This window comes from Streptomyces sp. NPDC016309 (assembly GCF_043077235.1).
In the GTDB taxonomy this organism is placed as follows: domain Bacteria; phylum Actinomycetota; class Actinomycetes; order Streptomycetales; family Streptomycetaceae; genus Streptomyces.
The window spans coordinates 76,518-91,821 of the sequence record NZ_JBIBSG010000001.1 but is presented as its reverse complement, the minus strand read 5'-3'; the positions used below and the strand labels follow the sequence as shown (position 1 = coordinate 91,821).

Sequence of the window (15,304 nt, the reverse complement as noted above, 5' to 3'; positions counted from 1 at the left end):
GGACAACGGGGGTGGGGCGAAGAGCGGGGCAAGAGACGGGGCACCGCACTCACTGTCCAGTGTGCGCGGTGCCCCGCAGATCAGTCTGTTACGTACGTAACGCCGTACGGGCTACAGACCAGGGTAAAGCGGGTGCTTCGCGGCGAGGGCCGAGACCCGGGCCTTGAGCGCGTCCGCGTCGTAGGCCGGCTTCAGCGCCTCGGCGATGATGTCGGCGACCTCGGTGAAGTCCTCGGCCTGGAAGCCGCGGGTGGCCAGCGCCGGGGTGCCGATCCGCAGGCCCGAGGTGACCATCGGGGGCCGCGGGTCGTTCGGGATCGCGTTGCGGTTGACCGTGATGCCGACCTCGTGGAGCCGGTCCTCGGCCTGCTGGCCGTCCAGCTCGCTGTTGCGCAGGTCGACCAGCACCAGGTGGACGTCGGTGCCGCCGGACAGCACGGAGACGCCGTGCTCCTTGACGTCGTCCCTGATCAGGCGCTCGGCCAGGATGCGGGCGCCGTCCAGGGTGCGCTGCTGGCGCTCCTTGAAGTCCTCGCTCGCCGCGACCTTGAACGAGACCGCCTTGGCGGCGATCACGTGCTCCAGCGGACCGCCCTGCTGACCGGGGAAGACCGCGGAGTTGATCTTCTTGGCGAGCTCGGCCGTGGACAGGATCACGCCACCGCGCGGGCCGCCCAGCGTCTTGTGGGTCGTGGTGGTGACCACATGGGCGTGCGGCACCGGGTTGGGGTGCAGACCGGCGGCGACCAGACCCGCGAAGTGGGCCATGTCGACCATCAGGTACGCGCCGACCTCGTCCGCCACCCGGCGGAAGGCGGCGAAGTCGAGCTGGCGCGGGTAGGCGGACCAGCCGGCGACGATCAGCTTCGGCTTGTGCTCCTTGGCGAGCTTCTCGACCTCGGCCATGTCGACCTGGCCGGTAGCGTCGTCGACGTGGTACGCGACCACGTTGTAGAGCTTCCCGGAGAAGTTGATCTTCATGCCGTGGGTCAGGTGACCGCCGTGGGCGAGGTTCAGGCCCATGATCGTGTCACCCGGCTTGAGCAGGGCGAACATCGCAGCGGCGTTCGCCTGGGCGCCCGAGTGCGGCTGGACGTTGGCGTGCTCGGCGCCGAAGAGGGCCTTGATGCGGTCGATGGCGATCTGCTCGACCACGTCGACGTGCTCGCAGCCGCCGTAGTAGCGGCGGCCGGGGTAGCCCTCGGCGTACTTGTTGGTCAGGACGGAGCCCTGGGCCTCCATGACCGCGACCGGAGCGAAGTTCTCCGAGGCGATCATCTCGAGGGTGGACTGCTGCCGGTGGAGCTCGGCGTCGACGGCGGCGGCGACGTCCGGGTCCAGCTCGTGGAGAGGGGTGTTCAGAAGCGACATCGGGGAAGGTCCTTAGCTGCCGGAGAACTCGGTGTACTCGTCGGCGGTGAGCAGGTCCTTCGGCTCCTCCGCGACGCGTACCTTGAACAGCCAGCCGCCCTCGAACGGGGCGGTGTTCACCAGCGACGGGTCGTCGACGACGTCCTGGTTGGCCTCGACGACCTCGCCGGTCACCGGGGAGTACAGGTCGCTGACGGACTTGGTCGACTCCAGCTCACCACAGGTCTCGCCCGCGGTCACCGTGTCACCGACCGCCGGGAGCTGGACGTACACGACGTCGCCGAGGGCGTTCGCCGCGTGCTCCGTGATGCCGACCGCCGACACGCCGTCCTCGGCGGCCGACAGCCACTCGTGCTCCTTGCTGTAGCGCAGCTGCTGGGGGTTGCTCATGACTGGGATTCTCCTGTACGCGGGGGAGTGCTGGTGAACGGGGTGGTGGTGCGGGTGGTCACTTCTGGCGCTTGTAGAACGGCAGCGCCACGACCTCGTACGGCTCATGGGTACCGCGGATGTCGACACCGACGCCCTCGGTGCCCGGCGCGGCGTGCGCCGCGTCCACGTAGGCCATGGCGATCGGCTTGCCCAGCGTCGGCGACGGGGCACCCGAGGTGACCTCGCCGATCACCGTGCCGTCCGCCACCACGGACATCCCGGCGCGCGGCACCCGGCGGCCCTGGGCGACCAGGCCGACCAGTGTGCGCGGCGGGGCGATCTGCGCCCGCTCGGCGGCGGCCGTCAGGGCCTCGCGGCCCACGAAGTCGCCCTCCTTCTCGAACTTGACCACCCGGCCCAGGCCCGCGTCGAACGGGGTCAGGGAGGTCGTCAGCTCGTGCCCGTACAGCGGCATGCCCGCCTCCAGGCGCAGCGTGTCGCGGCAGGACAGCCCGCACGGGATCAGGCCGACCCCGGCCCCCGCCGCCGTCAGCGCCTGCCACAGCTCCTCCGCGTACCGCGGCTCCACGAACAGCTCGAAGCCGTCCTCGCCCGTGTAGCCGGTACGGGCGATCAGCGCGGGCACGCCCGCCACGGTGCCGGGCAGGCCCGCGTAGTACTTCAGCCCGTCCAGGTCGGCGTCGGTGAGCGACTTCAGGATGCCGGGGGACTCCGGACCCTGGACGGCCAGCAGCGCGTAGGCGTCCCGGTCGTCGCGCACCACGGCGTCGAAGCCGGCGGCACGGGCGGTGAGCGCGTCGAGGACGACCTGCGCGTTGGAGGCGTTGGCGACCACCATGTACTCGGTCTCGCCGAGCCGGTACACGATCAGGTCGTCGAGGATCCCGCCGTCCTCCTGGCAGATCATCGTGTAGCGGGCGCGGCCGGTGCCGACGCTGCCGATGTTGCCGACGAGCGCGAAGTCCAGCAGGTCCGCGGCCTGCGGCCCGGTGACGGTGATCTCACCCATGTGGGAGAGGTCGAAGAGTCCGGCCTTGGTGCGGACGGCGTTGTGCTCGTCGCGCTCGCTCCCGTACCGCAGCGGCATGTCCCAGCCCGCGAAGTCGGTCATGGTCGCGCCCAGCGCACGATGCACGGCATCGAGGGCGGTCAGGCGGGGGGCAGTGCTCATGTGATGTGGCTCCCAGGTCCCAGGACGGGCATGGCTCGAAGACGATCCTCCCCATCTGTCATCGGAACCTGAGAGGTTCACCGTGACCGTACGGGGACGGCCCTCGGCTTGCACCTTGGGTGGAGCCGCCGCGGCGGCCCGCTTTTCAGATCTGCCTCATCCACGCGGTACGGGGCCTGAGAGATTCAAGGGAGGAACTTGCTCCTTCGGCGCCCGGGCGGGACCCGGAACTCTCCCGCGCGGATTCAAGCGGCCGGTATGCGGTTGTGGCGCAACGGTGTGCGTCGGCGCGCACATCATTGCACGCGGTCCGGCGACGGCAAATCGCTTGTGCCTTATTACCCCTTCTTTACACTTCTTGGGCAAGGGTCGGGTCAGCCGACCCAGCAGGGGGAGAAGCGATGACGTTGCAGCGGACCGGTGGGTACGCGACGACGGGCGTACCCGCTCAGCCGGGCCTGCCCGCGCGGGGCCGTGCGGCGGCCGCCGCCCCGCCGGTGGTGCGCGACCTGCGGGACCGCGACGGCCGGCTCCCCCGGACCCTGGCCTTCGCCCCCGGCGACCTGGTGGTCGTCTCCGGCCTGCCGGGCAGCGGGAAGTCCACGCTGATCGCCCGGACGGCCCCGGGCTGCGGCATCGACTCGCAGGACACCCGCGAGCGCTGGGAGCGCCGGGTGCCCGGCTTCCTGCCGTACGCGGTCTACCGCCCCCTCGTCCGGTTCGCCCACTACGCGGGGCTGTGGCGGGTGCTGCGCTCCGGCGCCGCCGCCGTCGTCCACGACTGCGGCACGCAGGCCTGGGTGCGCCGCTGGCTGGCCCGCGAGGCGGCCCGGCGCGGCCGGGCCCTGCACCTGCTCCTGCTGGACGTCCCGCCCGGCACCGCCCGCCAGGGCCAGCGGGAGCGCGGCCGCGGGGTGTCCGGGTACGCCTTCCGGCGGCACCGCGCGGCGGTGGGCCGGCTGGTCCGGGACGCCGAGCGGGGCGTCGTGCCGCGCGGCTGCGCCTCGGCCGTCCTGCTCGACCGGCCGGCGGCGTCCGCGCTCACCCGCGTCACCTTCTCCTGACCCCGCGCGCTCCGGCACCCCCAGCGGCCGACGCGCTCCGGCGGGCCCCGCGTTAGGGTGCTGCGGGCAGCGACAGGCACGCGCGGGAAGGACCAGGAACACCAGTGGACACTGCATGGCCGGGCAACGAGCTCGAAGAGGTGCTCGCCGCCTCGCTCGGCAACCCCGCGGCCGGCGGCCGCCTCGTCGAGGTGCTGGGCCGCAGCGACATATGGGTGCCCCTGCCCAACGGCGGCGCCCCCGACAGCCCCAGCCTCGACCTGCCCACCCTGGAGATCGACGGCCTCCCCTACGTCCCGGTCTTCAGCTCCCTGGCACAGTTCACCCACTGCGTCGGCGCCCACATGCCGTACGCCGTCGCCCCGGCCGTCGAGTTCGCGCGCGGCCTGCCCCCGCAGCTCGGCATCGCCGTGAATCCGGGCGGTGCCGTCGGCGCCCCGCTGCCCCCGCCCGCCGTCGCCGAGCTCTGCCGGACCGGCCGCACCCCGCTGGACGGCCCCGCGAGCGGCGCCCGGGTGCGGCTGTTCGAGCCGGACTGGCAGGAGGACCCGGTGGACTTCCTGTCCGCCGCGGCCGCCGAGTTCGACGCCACCGCCACCGTCCTGACCGCCCGCCGCTGCCTCGCCAGCATCGAGGGCGACAGCCCGACCCTGTTCATCGGCGTACAGCTCTCCTCCTGGGAGGGTGCCGACCGCACCGTACCGATGGACGCCCTGGGCCGGGCACTGGGCCGCGTCGGCCCCACGGCGGTGCCCTGGCCGGTCAACATGGTCCTGCTCGACGTCGCCCAGGACCCGGTCGGCGACTGGATGCTGGAGAAGGTGCGGCCCTTCTACCGGCGCGGGCACGCATAAGCTGGTCTGGTCGGGTGGACGGAAGAGGGGCGGGACCCAGGGTGAGCGCGTCAGGCACCGCGGCGGCCGGAGCGGCCGCCGGACAGGTCGAGCACCTGCTGGGCGAGGTCACGCCCGGGCGCTACGACACGTACGAGGCGCTGCTGCACGCCCTGGCCGAGGGCCGGCTGTGGATGCTGCTCTGGCACGGCCACGCGGGCTCCTCCGACGCCCAGTACGGCAACATGGAGGTCGACGGCCTCGGGTACGCCCCGTGCGTCACCTCCGCGCAGGAGCTCGCCGTCTCCGGCTGGAACCGCGCCCACGAGGTCATCGGCGGCCGCGACATCGCCCGCGCCCTCTACCCCGACCGCTGGGGCATCTGGCTCAACCCGCACGCGCCCGGCGGCGGCGTCGGCATCCCGTGGCCCGACCTGCGCCGCATCGCCACCGGCCTGGACCGGATGCCCGCCGGACCGCTCAAACTGTCCGAACCCGGCATCCAGATCCCGCAGTTCTACGCCCTGCTCACCCAGAACGCCCACCGCACCCCCGCCGTCCGCTCGCTGCGCCGCGCCTGGGTCCAGCCGGCCCTCGGCACCCCGTACCTCGCCATCGGCCTCGACCTGTACGACACCGGCCAGGCGTCCGTCGACGCGGTGCGCGCGATGATGCAGCAGTCCGTGACCGCCGTCCCCGACGGCCTGCCCGTCTCCACGGTCGCCATGTCCGACGAGTACGACCCGGTGACGATGTGGCTGCGGGCCAACGCCCGCCCCTTCTACGACCGGGAGGCGCACGCCACCGCCCCCATGGTCCCGGGCACGGGGTACGGCTACCCGCCCCGCTCCTGACACGTCCCGAGCGGGCCGCGACCCGGTGTCCGTTTCGGTGGAGTAGCGGCCGAGTTGGTCCGCTGAGGCGATCTTCCCGTCCGCATAACGGAAGCCGACGACCCGCATCACGGTTGCGCAAACATTCCCGGTGAGGTCTGGCGGGTGATCGTGAACCCATTGAAGACTCCCCCCAACCAGGGGACGTCGCACATGCGTGCAGCGCATTTCCGCACCCCCTGAACGGACCGCGCCGCAGACCCGGGCGGTTCGTCGAGCACTGTCGGCGACCGTCGGCACGGGCGAGCACGAGGGACGATGACCGCACCCATGGAGACCACCGGATCGCAGGCCGAGGCAGCGCCTGAGGCCGTACTTGAAGGCGTCAAGTCCAAGCAGATCGAAGGTCGTTCACTCGGTCAGATCGCCTGGACCCGCTTCAAGCGGGACAAGCTGGCGGTGACCGGCGGGATCGTCGTCGTCCTGCTCATCCTGATCGCCGTCCTCTCCCGCCCGATCCAGTCGGTGCTGGGGCTGGACCCGAACGCCTTCCAGCAGGACCTGCTCGACCCCAACACCTCCCTCCCCAAGGGCGGTCTCGGCGGGATGAGCGTGGACCACCCGCTGGGCGTCGACCCGAAGTTCGGCCGCGACATCCTCGCCCGGATCCTGGAGGGCTCCTGGGTCTCGCTGGTCGTCGCCTTCGGCGCGACGATCCTGTCCAACGTCATCGGCGTGGTGCTCGGCCTGATCGCCGGGTACTACGGCGGCCGCGTGGACACCTTCGTCAGCCGGCTGATGGACACCTTCCTGGCCTTCCCGCTGCTGCTGTTCGCCATCGCCATCTCGGCGACGCTCCAGGGCGGTGCCTTCGGTCTGGAGGGCCTGCCGCTGCACATCAGCGTGCTGATCTTCGTCATCGGGTTCTTCAACTGGCCCTACATGGCGCGTATCGTGCGCGGCCAGACCCTGGCCCTGCGCGAGCGCGAGTTCATCGACGCCTCGCGCGGGATGGGGGCCCGCGGCCCGTACATCCTCTTCCGCGAGCTGCTGCCGAACCTCGTGGGACCGATCACCGTCTACGCGACCCTGCTCATTCCGACCAACATCATCTTCGAGGCGTCGCTCAGCTTCCTCGGCGTCGGGATCCAGCCACCGCAGGCCTCGTGGGGCGGCATGCTGAGGGACGCGGTCAACTTCTTCGAAGTCGATCCGCAGTACATGCTCGTCCCCGGCCTCGCGATCTTCATCACCGTACTGGCCTTCAACCTGCTCGGTGATGGCCTCCGGGACGCTCTCGACCCGCGCAGCCGCTGACGTCTGCCACGTCATCCGCGGCGGCCGCGCAACCGGCCGGGAACGTACCGGCAATTTTCCGAATACAAAGGGGAGTTCGACGAAAATGCGAAGGTCAGCAGTGGCCGCTCTCGCGGTCGTCAGCAGTGCCAGCCTGCTTCTCGCGGGCTGCAGCAAGGCGGACGACGGCGGCTCGGACGGCAACAAGGGCAACGCCAAGGCGAACGCCGCGACGACCGGTGTCGTCAACGCCTCGGACAAGAAGGGCGGCACGGTCACCTACGCGATGGCCGACGCCCCCGAGTCGTTCGACCCGGGCAACACGTACTACGCCTTCATCTACAACTTCAGCCGCCTTTACGCGCGTCCGCTGACGACCTTCAAGCCGGCCCCCGGGGAGAAGGGCAACGAGCTGGTCCCCGACCTCGCCGAGAGCATGGGCGTCCCCAGCGACGGCGGCAAGACCTGGACGTACAAGATCCGCAAGGGTCTCAAGTACGACGACGGCACGCCGATCACCGCCAAGGACGTCAAGTACGCGGTCGAGCGCTCCAACTTCGCCCGTGACGTGCTGTCGCTGGGCCCCAACTACTTCCAGCAGCTCCTCGACGACCCCGCCAAGTACAAGGGCCCGTACAAGGACAAGAGCGAGAAGGGTCTGGCCTCCATCCAGACCCCGGACGACCACACCATCGTCTTCAAGCTCAACAAGCCCTTCGCGGACTTCGACTACCTGGTCAGCGCCCCGCAGACCGCCCCGGTGCCGAAGGCCAAGGACAAGGGCGTGGACTACACCAAGTCCATCGCCTCGTCCGGCTCGTACAAGTTCGCGAGCTACCAGGACGGCAAGCAGATCACCCTGGTCCGCAACGAGAACTGGAGCGCGGCCACCGACCCGCTGCGCAAGCAGTACCCGGACAAGATCGTCCTGAACCTCAAGGTCGCCCAGGCCACCATCGACAAGGACCTGGTCGCCGGTGACGTCGTCGCCGACCTGGCCGGCCGCGGCGTCGACACCCAGACGCAGGCGCAGGTGCTCGCCAAGGACGACCTGAAGGCCAACACCGACAACGCGCTCGGCGGCCGCCTCGTCTACACGGCGATCAACACCAAGGTGAAGCCGTTCGACAACGTCGAGTGCCGCAAGGCCGTGCAGTACGCCATCGACAAGGTCTCCGTGCAGACCGTCATGGGCGGCCCCATCCGCGGTGACATCGCCTCCACGGTGCTGCCCACCGACATCCCGGGCTACCAGAAGTTCGACACGTACGCCACGCCCGGCAACAAGGGTGACGTCGCCAAGGCCAAGCAGCACCTGAAGGCCTGCGGCCAGGAGAAGATCTCCACCTTCATCTCCGCCCGCAGCGACCGCCAGAGCGAGGTCGACGCCGCCACGGCGGTCGTCGAGTCGCTGAAGAAGGTCGGCATCGACGCCAAGATCAAGCAGTACCCGTCGTCGAAGTACTTCTCCGACTACGCCGGTGTCCCCTCCTTCACCAAGAAGCAGAACATCGGTCTGATCATGATGCAGTGGGGCGCCGACTGGCCGACCGGCTACGGCTACCTCCAGCAGATCGTCCACGGCAAGGCCATCGGCCAGTCCGGCAACACCAACCTCTCGGAGCTGAACGACCCCGCGGTCAACAAGCTCCTGGACGACGCCATCGCCAACACCGACGAGAACGCCCGCAACGCGGCCTACGGCGAGATCGACAAGAAGGTCATGGACCAGGCGGTCATCGTCCCGCTGACCTACTTCAAGGTCCTGCTGTACCGCTCGCCCCACGGCACCAACATGGTCTCCACGGCGGCCTTCAGCGGCCAGTACGACTACCTCAACATCGGCACCACGAAGAAGTAGCCCCGGAAGGCAGGTGAAGGCATTGGTGCCCGCGGGCCCCCGCGCACACCGCGCGGCCCGCGGGCACCGGCGCCGGTCCCCGTGATCTCGTACATCATCCGCCGGCTGATCGCGGCAGTGATCCTGCTGCTGGTCGTCACGGCGGTCACCTTCGGCATCTTCTTCATCCTGCCGAAGCTGGCCGGACAGACCGTCGATCAACTGGCCCAGCAGTACATCGGCAAGAACCCCACACCGCAGGACATCGAGGCGGTCAAGAAGAACCTCGGCCTCGACAACCCGGTCTACGTGCAGTACTGGGACTTCATCAAGGGGATCGTCTCCGGCGCCACCTACGAACGGGGCCCCGCCACCGTCCGGTGCGACATGCCCTGCTTCGGTTACTCCTTCAAGACCAACCTGGAGGTCTGGCCGGAGCTCGTCGACCGGCTCCCGGTCACCATCTCCCTGGCCATCGGCGCCGCGGTGCTGTGGCTCGTCTCCGGCATCGTCGTCGGCGTCATCTCGGCCCTCAAGCCCGGCTCCTTCTTCGACCGGGCCGCCATGGGCGGCGCGCTCGCCGGCGTCTCGCTTCCGATCTTCTTCACCGCCCAGCTCTTCCTGCTGCTCTTCAGCTACAAGCTGGAGATCTTCGGGCGGACGTACGTCCCGTTCACGGAGAACCCCTCGCAGTGGGCCAACACCCTCTTCCTGCCGTGGTGCTCCCTCGCCCTGCTCTACGCGGCGATCTACGCCCGCCTCACCCGCTCCGGGATGCTGGAGGCGATGAGCGAGGACTTCATCCGCACCGCCCGCGCCAAGGGCATGCGGGAGCGCCGGGTCGTCGCCAAGCACGGCCTGCGGGCCGCGCTCACCCCGATCGTCACCGTCTTCGGCATGGACATCGGCCTGCTGCTCGGCGGCGCGGTGATCACCGAGTCGGTGTACTCGCTGCACGGCATCGGCGAGTACGCGGTGCAGTCGATCGTCGCCAACGACCTGCCGCCGATTCTCGGCGTCACCCTGCTCGCGGCGTTCTTCGTCGTCTTCCTCAACCTCGTGGTTGACCTTCTGTACGCCGTCGTCGACCCGCGCGTGAGGGTGTCATGACCGAACTGTCCAAGACCGGCGCCGTGGTGGAGGACCGCCCCGGCACCTCCGAGCCGCGCGCCTTCCTCGACGTCCGCGACCTCAAGGTCCACTTCCCCACCGACGACGGCCTGGTCAAGTCCGTCGACGGGCTCTCCTTCCAGTTGGAGAAGGGCAAGACCCTCGGCGTGGTCGGCGAGTCCGGCTCCGGCAAGTCCGTCACCTCGCTCGCCATCATGGGCCTGCACCGGCTCGGCGCGCGCGGCAAGAACGTGCGGATGAGCGGGGAGATCTGGCTCGACGGCAAGGAGCTGGTGAACGCCGACCCCGACGAGGTGCGGCGGCTGCGGGGCCGCGAGATGGCGATGATCTTCCAGGACCCGCTGTCGGCGATGCACCCGTACTACACGGTCGGCAACCAGATCGTGGAGGCGTACCGCATCCACAACAAGGTGTCGAAGAAGGTCGCCCGCACCCGGGCGATCGAGCTGCTGGACCGCGTCGGCATCCCCGAGCCCGGCAAGCGGGTGGACTCCTACCCGCACGAGTTCTCCGGTGGCATGCGCCAGCGCGCCATGATCGCGATGGCGTTGGTCAACAACCCCGAGCTGCTGATCGCCGACGAGCCGACGACCGCGCTGGACGTCACCGTCCAGGCGCAGATCCTCGACCTGATCCGCGACCTCCAGAAGGAGTTCGGCTCGGCGGTCGTCATCATCACGCACGACCTCGGCGTGGTGGCCGAGATCGCCGACGACATCCTGGTCATGTACGGCGGCCGGTGCGTGGAACGCGGCCCGGTCGACAAGATCTTCTACGAGCCGCAGCACCCCTACACCTGGGGATTGCTGGGCTCGATGCCCCGCATCGACCGGGAGCAGACCGACCGGCTCATCCCGGTCAAGGGCCAGCCGCCGTCCCTCATCAACGTGCCGAGCGGCTGCGCCTTCAACCCGCGCTGCCCGTACGCGGACGTGCCCCAGGGCGGGATCACCCGCACCGAGCGCCCGGAACTGCGTGAGGTGGCCTCCGGCCACTTCACCGCCTGCCACATGGACCAGGCGGAACGCACGCGGATCTGGACCGAAGAGATTGCGCCGAAGCTGTGACCGACAACGCGACGACAGGATCCGAGTCCCTGCTGAGGGTCCAGGGCCTGGTCAAACACTTCCCCATCAAGAAGGGCGTGCTCCAGCGCCAGGTCGGCGCCGTGAAGGCCGTCGACGGCATCGACTTCGAGGTGCGCCGCGGCGAGACCCTCGGCGTGGTCGGCGAGTCCGGCTGCGGCAAGTCGACGATGGGCCGGCTGATCACCCGGCTGCTGGAGCCCAGCGGCGGGAAGATCGAGTTCGACGGCACCGACATCACGCACCTGAAGACCGCCGGGATGCGGCCGCTGCGGCGCGACATCCAGATGATCTTCCAGGACCCGTACGGCTCGCTGAACCCGCGCCACACCATCGGCTCGATCGTCTCCGCGCCGTTCCGGCTCCAGGGCGTCGAGCCCGAGGGCGGGGTCAAGAAGGAGGTCCAGGGCCTCCTGGAGCGGGTCGGGCTCAGCCCCGAGCACTACAACCGCTACCCGCACGAGTTCTCCGGCGGCCAGCGCCAGCGCATCGGCATCGCCCGGGCGCTCGCCCTCAAGCCCCGGCTGGTGGTCGCCGACGAGCCGGTCTCGGCGCTGGACGTGTCGATCCAGGCGCAGGTGGTGAACCTGCTGGACGACCTCCAGGACGAGCTGGGCCTGACGTACGTGATCATCGCGCACGACCTGTCGGTCATCCGGCACGTCTCGGACCGGATCGCGGTGATGTACCTCGGCAAGATCGTCGAGCTGGCGGACCGCACACCGCTGTACGAGGCGCCCATGCACCCGTACACCAAGGCCCTGATGTCGGCCGTCCCGGTGCCGGACCCCCGGCGGCGCGGCGCCAAGAGCGAGCGGATCCTGCTCAAGGGCGACGTGCCGTCGCCGATCGCCCCGCCGAGCGGGTGCCGCTTCCACACCCGGTGCTGGAAGGCGACCCAGGTCTGCCAGACCCAGGAGCCGGCGCTGCTGGAGGTGGCCCCCGGCCGCCGGGTGGCCTGCCACCACCCCGAGAACGCCCCGGACCAGTTCCCGGGCGACCCGGCGCTGGCCACGGCGGGCGAGGCGATCGAGATCGTCCCCGCGACGAAGGCCGCGACGGCGGAGCCGGCCGCGCCGGTGATCCCGGCCCCGGCGGCCGAGCCGTCCCCGAAGGGCGCCGCGCCGGAGGTCCCGGCCCCGGCGGCCGCGAAGGACGCCGCGCCGGAGGACGGGCCGGCCGCGGACACCTCCGAGGGCCCGAAGAAGGCCTGATCCCTGCCGGGGTGGTCCTTCGGGGCCACCCCGCCGGGCGTCCCGGGCCCGCCGGAGGCTCCGTCACCCGCCCCCGGGAGCAACGTCCCAGCGGCGCCGAGGCGGGCGGACGACCCGCGAGGGCGGCGTGCCGGACCGGCGCGCACGGGGGTGGCCGTCCGGCGGGGGCGGAGCCCCCGAAGGGAACCGGCACAATTGGGCGGTGCTCCAGGAATTCTTCACCCCCTCCGTGCAACACGCGCTCGACCTCGCCGGCATCTTCGTGTTCGCGATCTCCGGCGCCCTGCTGGCCGTGCGCAAGAACTTCGACGTCTTCGGCATCGCCGTCCTCGCCGAGGTCACCGCCCTGGGCGGGGGGCTCTTCCGGGATCTGGTGATCGGTGCCGTACCGCCCGCCGCGTTCACCGATCTGGGGTACTTCGTGATGCCTCTCGTCGCCACGGTGCTCGTCTTCTTCCTGCATCCGGTGGTCGAGCGCACCCAGGTGGCGGTGAACGTGTTCGACGCCGCCGGGCTCGGGCTGTTCTGCGTCGCGGGCACCACCAAGGCGTACGAGCACGGTCTCGGCCTGACGTTCTCGGCCGTGCTGGGGCTGGCCACCGGGGTGGGCGGCGGTGTGCTGCGGGACGTGCTGGCCAACGAGGTGCCGTCGCTGCTCCGCTGGGACCGGGACCTGTACGCCGTGCCGGCCATCGTGGGGGCCACCATGGTCGCGCTGTGCATCCGGTTCGAGATGCTGAACTCCTTCACCAGCGCCCTGGCCGCCGTGACCACGTTCCTGCTGCGGCTGCTGGCCATGCGGTTCCACTGGCGGGCGCCGCGGGCGTGGAACCGCCGCTCCTCGGCGAGCGAGGAGCCGCTCCCCGAAAAAGCTACCGCTTAGTAATGTCGTGTTGTACTGTGCCGGACATGGACAGCGAGTTCGACCGCGACACCGCGGTGACCCTTCGCGAGCCCGGCGTGTACGACGCCGAGCTCTCCGCCGGCTGGACGATCATCAAGGCCGTCAACGGCGGTTACCTGCTCGCCATGCTGGGCCGTGCCCTCGGTGACACCCTGCCGCACCCCGACCCGTTCACGATCACGGCGCACTACCTGACGGCGTCCGTGCCGGGCCCCGCGGTGATCCGCACCGAGACGGTCCGCACCGGGCGGACGCTCTCCACCGGCCAGGCCTCGCTCTTCCAGTACGCGGAGGACGGCACCGAGGTCGAGCGCCTCCGGGTCCTCGCGTCCTACGGCGACCTGGACGCCCTGCCCGACGACGTACGGACGACGGCCAAGCCGCCCGCCATCCCGCCGCGCGAGCACTGTCTCGGTCCGTCCGACGGCCCGGCGCCCATTCCCGGTTCCTCCGCGATCACCGAGCGCCTGGACATCAAGCTCGACCCCACCACCCTGGGGTGGGCGGTCGGCGCCCCGTCCGGCAAGGGCGAGATGCGCGCCTGGTTCGGGCTGGCCGACGGCCGCGACCCGGACCCGCTGTCCCTGCTGCTCACCGTCGACGCCCTGCCCCCGACCTCGTTCGAGCTCGGGCTCACCGGCTGGACCCCGACCGTCGAGCTCACCACCCACATACGCTGCCGTCCCGCGCCCGGTCCGCTGCGGGTGTCCATCACCACGCGCAATCTCGCGGGCGGCTTCCTGGAGGAGGACGCCGAGGTCTGGGACAGCGCCGACCGTCTGGTGGCCCAGTCCCGCCAGTTGGCCCGCGCCCCCCGGCGCTGACCCCGCGAGCCGACCCGCCGAGCGCCCCGGCGTCCCGCCACCAGCGGGACGCCGGGGCGCTCCGTGCGTCGCGGTCCGTGCGTCGTGGCCCGGTCAGTCCAGCCAGTGCCGGCGGCCCAGGCTGACCAGCCGGAGCTGGCGGCGGGCGGTGCGTGCCACCCGGTCCCGGTCCCCGGCCGGCGCCGCCAGGAACTCCGAGGCGGTCATCACCATGTGGTCGACGTACAGTCCGGCGAGCATGAGCAGGTCGTCCCGCTCCCACCCCTCGCTCTCGGGGTGCTTGGCCAGCTCGTCGGCCACCTCCCGGACGAACCGGTCGAGTTGGCCGGATATCGCCTCTCGGACGGCCGCCACGCCGCCGTGCCGTTCCCGGGCGATGAACCGGACGTGTGCGGGGTACCCGCGTACGAGCCCGGCGATCAACTCGACGGTGGCGGTGATCCGTTCGTCACTGTCGCCGGTGGCCGCCAGGGTCGTACGGATCGTGCCGTGCAGGCTGCCGAGGGCCTCGTCGACGAGGGCGACGCCGAGGTCCGCGGTGTCGCGGAAGTGCCGGTAGAAGGCCGCCGGGGCGACACCGACCGCGCGGGTCACCTCGCGCAGGCCGAGGCTGCTCAGGCTCTGCTCCTCCAGCAGGTGGAGGGCGGCGTCCAGGAGCGCCTGACGGGTCTTCAGTTTCTGGGCCTGCCGGATCCCGGAGGTGTGACTCATGCCATTCAGTAAACAACCGTTCTCCGGACCCTTCCAGTGCTGAGGCTCGCTAGACTGGGTAGTCAGTGAACAAGTGTTTTCCGATTCAACACGACGAGGAACGAGGGAGGTCCACCGATGTTGTTCATCGTCGCCGCCCTGCTGATGCTGGGTGTCGTCCTCGGGACCGTGGCACACGTACCGGTCCCGGTCACTCTGGTCGCCGCCGCCGTCATCGGCGCGTGGCTGCTGGTCTTCGCCATCCGGGAACGACAGCACCGCTGAGGAGGCCGCCATGGAACTCACCGCACACAGCTCCCGCACCGCCCACCGCACCCGCCGCCCGCGCAACCGGACCCGCGACGCCGACGGGATGGCCGTGGCCTCGTTCGTCCTCGGGCTCCTCGGCCTGCTGGTGATGAACATCCTGCTCGGCCCGGTCGCCATCGGGCTCGCCGTCCTCGCGCTCCGGCGCGGCACCACCCGGCGCGGGCGCGCCGCGCTCGGCCTGGGACTCGGCATCGCCGACCTCGCCGTCCTGGCCGCGCTGGTCACCATGGACGGGACGGTCTCCTGGGGCATCGCCTGATCCGGCCACGTCCGCCGGAGTCCGGGGGCCGCGCGCGGTACGGCCGGTACGGCGCTGATCCGGCGC

At 70.7% G+C, this 15,304-nt stretch carries 16 protein-coding genes and 1 riboswitch; of the genes, 12 read left to right on the top strand and 4 right to left on the bottom strand.

The window, feature by feature from the left end:
• Window positions 1-111 precede the first annotated feature (111 nt).
• The 3 genes from glyA to gcvT are packed head-to-tail and all read right to left on the bottom strand — an operon-like array spanning window position 112 to window position 2,935.
• Window positions 112-1,371, bottom strand: a complete 1,260-nt coding sequence (gene glyA / locus ACF068_RS00395; protein ID WP_392271913.1) for a serine hydroxymethyltransferase — start codon at window positions 1,369-1,371, stop codon at window positions 112-114.
• A gap of 12 nt (window positions 1,372-1,383) precedes the next feature.
• Window positions 1,384-1,761, bottom strand: a complete 378-nt coding sequence (gene gcvH / locus ACF068_RS00390; RefSeq protein ID WP_392271912.1) for a glycine cleavage system protein GcvH — start codon at window positions 1,759-1,761, stop codon at window positions 1,384-1,386.
• 58 nt (window positions 1,762-1,819) lie between these two features.
• Window positions 1,820-2,935 (bottom strand): glycine cleavage system aminomethyltransferase GcvT, encoded by a 1,116-nt coding sequence (gene gcvT / locus ACF068_RS00385; RefSeq protein WP_392271911.1) that lies wholly within the window; start codon window positions 2,933-2,935, stop codon window positions 1,820-1,822.
• A 155-nt stretch (window positions 2,936-3,090) separates the two neighbouring features.
• Window positions 3,091-3,183: riboswitch (glycine riboswitch) on the bottom strand.
• Between the two features lie 153 nt (window positions 3,184-3,336).
• Between gcvT and ACF068_RS00380 the strand changes: the two genes are divergently transcribed.
• From ACF068_RS00380 to ACF068_RS00335, 10 genes are all read left to right on the top strand, one after another.
• Window positions 3,337-3,999, top strand: a complete 663-nt coding sequence (locus ACF068_RS00380; protein ID WP_392271910.1) for an AAA family ATPase — start codon at window positions 3,337-3,339, stop codon at window positions 3,997-3,999.
• Window positions 4,000-4,103: 104 nt separating this feature from the next.
• Window positions 4,104-4,853 carry an enhanced serine sensitivity protein SseB gene (locus ACF068_RS00375; RefSeq protein ID WP_392271909.1) on the top strand — a complete coding sequence of 250 codons (750 nt, stop codon included), beginning with the start codon at window positions 4,104-4,106 and terminating at the stop codon, window positions 4,851-4,853.
• Window positions 4,854-4,894: 41 nt separating this feature from the next.
• On the top strand, window positions 4,895-5,686 hold the full coding sequence (locus ACF068_RS00370) for an enhanced serine sensitivity protein SseB C-terminal domain-containing protein (RefSeq protein WP_392271908.1): 792 nt from the start codon (window positions 4,895-4,897) through the stop codon (window positions 5,684-5,686).
• Between the two features lie 297 nt (window positions 5,687-5,983).
• Window positions 5,984-6,982 carry an ABC transporter permease gene (locus ACF068_RS00365; protein WP_392271907.1) on the top strand — a complete coding sequence of 333 codons (999 nt, stop codon included), beginning with the start codon at window positions 5,984-5,986 and terminating at the stop codon, window positions 6,980-6,982.
• 85 nt (window positions 6,983-7,067) lie between these two features.
• A complete protein-coding gene (locus tag ACF068_RS00360) occupies window positions 7,068-8,822 on the top strand; it encodes an ABC transporter substrate-binding protein (RefSeq protein WP_392271906.1) in 1,755 nt (584 codons plus the stop codon).
• Between the two features lie 81 nt (window positions 8,823-8,903).
• Complete coding sequence (locus ACF068_RS00355) at window positions 8,904-9,911, top strand: ABC transporter permease (protein ID WP_392271905.1); 1,008 nt, start codon at window positions 8,904-8,906, stop codon at window positions 9,909-9,911.
• Window positions 9,908-10,999, top strand: a complete 1,092-nt coding sequence (locus ACF068_RS00350) for an ABC transporter ATP-binding protein (RefSeq protein ID WP_392271904.1) — start codon at window positions 9,908-9,910, stop codon at window positions 10,997-10,999. The genes ACF068_RS00355 and ACF068_RS00350 overlap by 4 nt, the downstream gene beginning before the upstream one ends.
• Window positions 10,996-12,231 carry an ABC transporter ATP-binding protein gene (locus ACF068_RS00345; RefSeq protein WP_392271903.1) on the top strand — a complete coding sequence of 412 codons (1,236 nt, stop codon included), beginning with the start codon at window positions 10,996-10,998 and terminating at the stop codon, window positions 12,229-12,231. The genes ACF068_RS00350 and ACF068_RS00345 overlap by 4 nt, the downstream gene beginning before the upstream one ends.
• A gap of 202 nt (window positions 12,232-12,433) precedes the next feature.
• On the top strand, window positions 12,434-13,114 hold the full coding sequence (locus tag ACF068_RS00340) for a trimeric intracellular cation channel family protein (protein WP_392271902.1): 681 nt from the start codon (window positions 12,434-12,436) through the stop codon (window positions 13,112-13,114).
• Between the two features lie 26 nt (window positions 13,115-13,140).
• Window positions 13,141-13,959 (top strand): thioesterase family protein, encoded by an 819-nt coding sequence (locus ACF068_RS00335; RefSeq protein WP_392271901.1) that lies wholly within the window; start codon window positions 13,141-13,143, stop codon window positions 13,957-13,959.
• Window positions 13,960-14,052: 93 nt separating this feature from the next.
• Here the strand turns inward: ACF068_RS00335 and ACF068_RS00330 are convergent, their stop codons facing one another.
• On the bottom strand, window positions 14,053-14,670 hold the full coding sequence (locus ACF068_RS00330) for a TetR family transcriptional regulator (RefSeq protein WP_392271900.1): 618 nt from the start codon (window positions 14,668-14,670) through the stop codon (window positions 14,053-14,055).
• A gap of 117 nt (window positions 14,671-14,787) precedes the next feature.
• On the opposite strand from ACF068_RS00330, the gene ACF068_RS00325 reads away from it, so the two are divergent.
• Complete coding sequence (locus ACF068_RS00325; protein ID WP_392271899.1) at window positions 14,788-14,934, top strand: hypothetical protein; 147 nt, start codon at window positions 14,788-14,790, stop codon at window positions 14,932-14,934.
• A 10-nt stretch (window positions 14,935-14,944) separates the two neighbouring features.
• Window positions 14,945-15,238: a DUF4190 domain-containing protein gene (locus ACF068_RS00320; RefSeq protein WP_392271898.1), complete on the top strand. Its 294-nt coding sequence runs from the start codon at window positions 14,945-14,947 to the stop codon at window positions 15,236-15,238.
• The last annotated feature ends 66 nt before the right edge of the window (window positions 15,239-15,304 follow it).

Excerpts from the sequence above, each read along its gene's own strand:
- glyA (WP_392271913.1), bottom strand. The coding sequence starts at position 1,371 with ATGTCGCTTCTGAACACCCCTCTCCACGAGCTGGACCCGGACGTCGCC.
- gcvH (WP_392271912.1), bottom strand. The coding sequence starts at position 1,761 with ATGAGCAACCCCCAGCAGCTGCGCTACAGCAAGGAGCACGAGTGGCTG.
- gcvT (WP_392271911.1), bottom strand. The coding sequence starts at position 2,935 with ATGAGCACTGCCCCCCGCCTGACCGCCCTCGATGCCGTGCATCGTGCG.
- ACF068_RS00380 (WP_392271910.1), top strand. The coding sequence starts at position 3,337 with ATGACGTTGCAGCGGACCGGTGGGTACGCGACGACGGGCGTACCCGCT.
- ACF068_RS00365 (WP_392271907.1), top strand. The coding sequence starts at position 5,984 with ATGACCGCACCCATGGAGACCACCGGATCGCAGGCCGAGGCAGCGCCT.
- ACF068_RS00360 (WP_392271906.1), top strand. The coding sequence starts at position 7,068 with ATGCGAAGGTCAGCAGTGGCCGCTCTCGCGGTCGTCAGCAGTGCCAGC.
- ACF068_RS00350 (WP_392271904.1), top strand. The coding sequence starts at position 9,908 with ATGACCGAACTGTCCAAGACCGGCGCCGTGGTGGAGGACCGCCCCGGC.
- ACF068_RS00335 (WP_392271901.1), top strand. The coding sequence starts at position 13,141 with ATGGACAGCGAGTTCGACCGCGACACCGCGGTGACCCTTCGCGAGCCC.
- ACF068_RS00330 (WP_392271900.1), bottom strand. The coding sequence starts at position 14,670 with ATGAGTCACACCTCCGGGATCCGGCAGGCCCAGAAACTGAAGACCCGT.
- ACF068_RS00325 (WP_392271899.1), top strand. The coding sequence starts at position 14,788 with ATGTTGTTCATCGTCGCCGCCCTGCTGATGCTGGGTGTCGTCCTCGGG.
- ACF068_RS00320 (WP_392271898.1), top strand. The coding sequence starts at position 14,945 with ATGGAACTCACCGCACACAGCTCCCGCACCGCCCACCGCACCCGCCGC.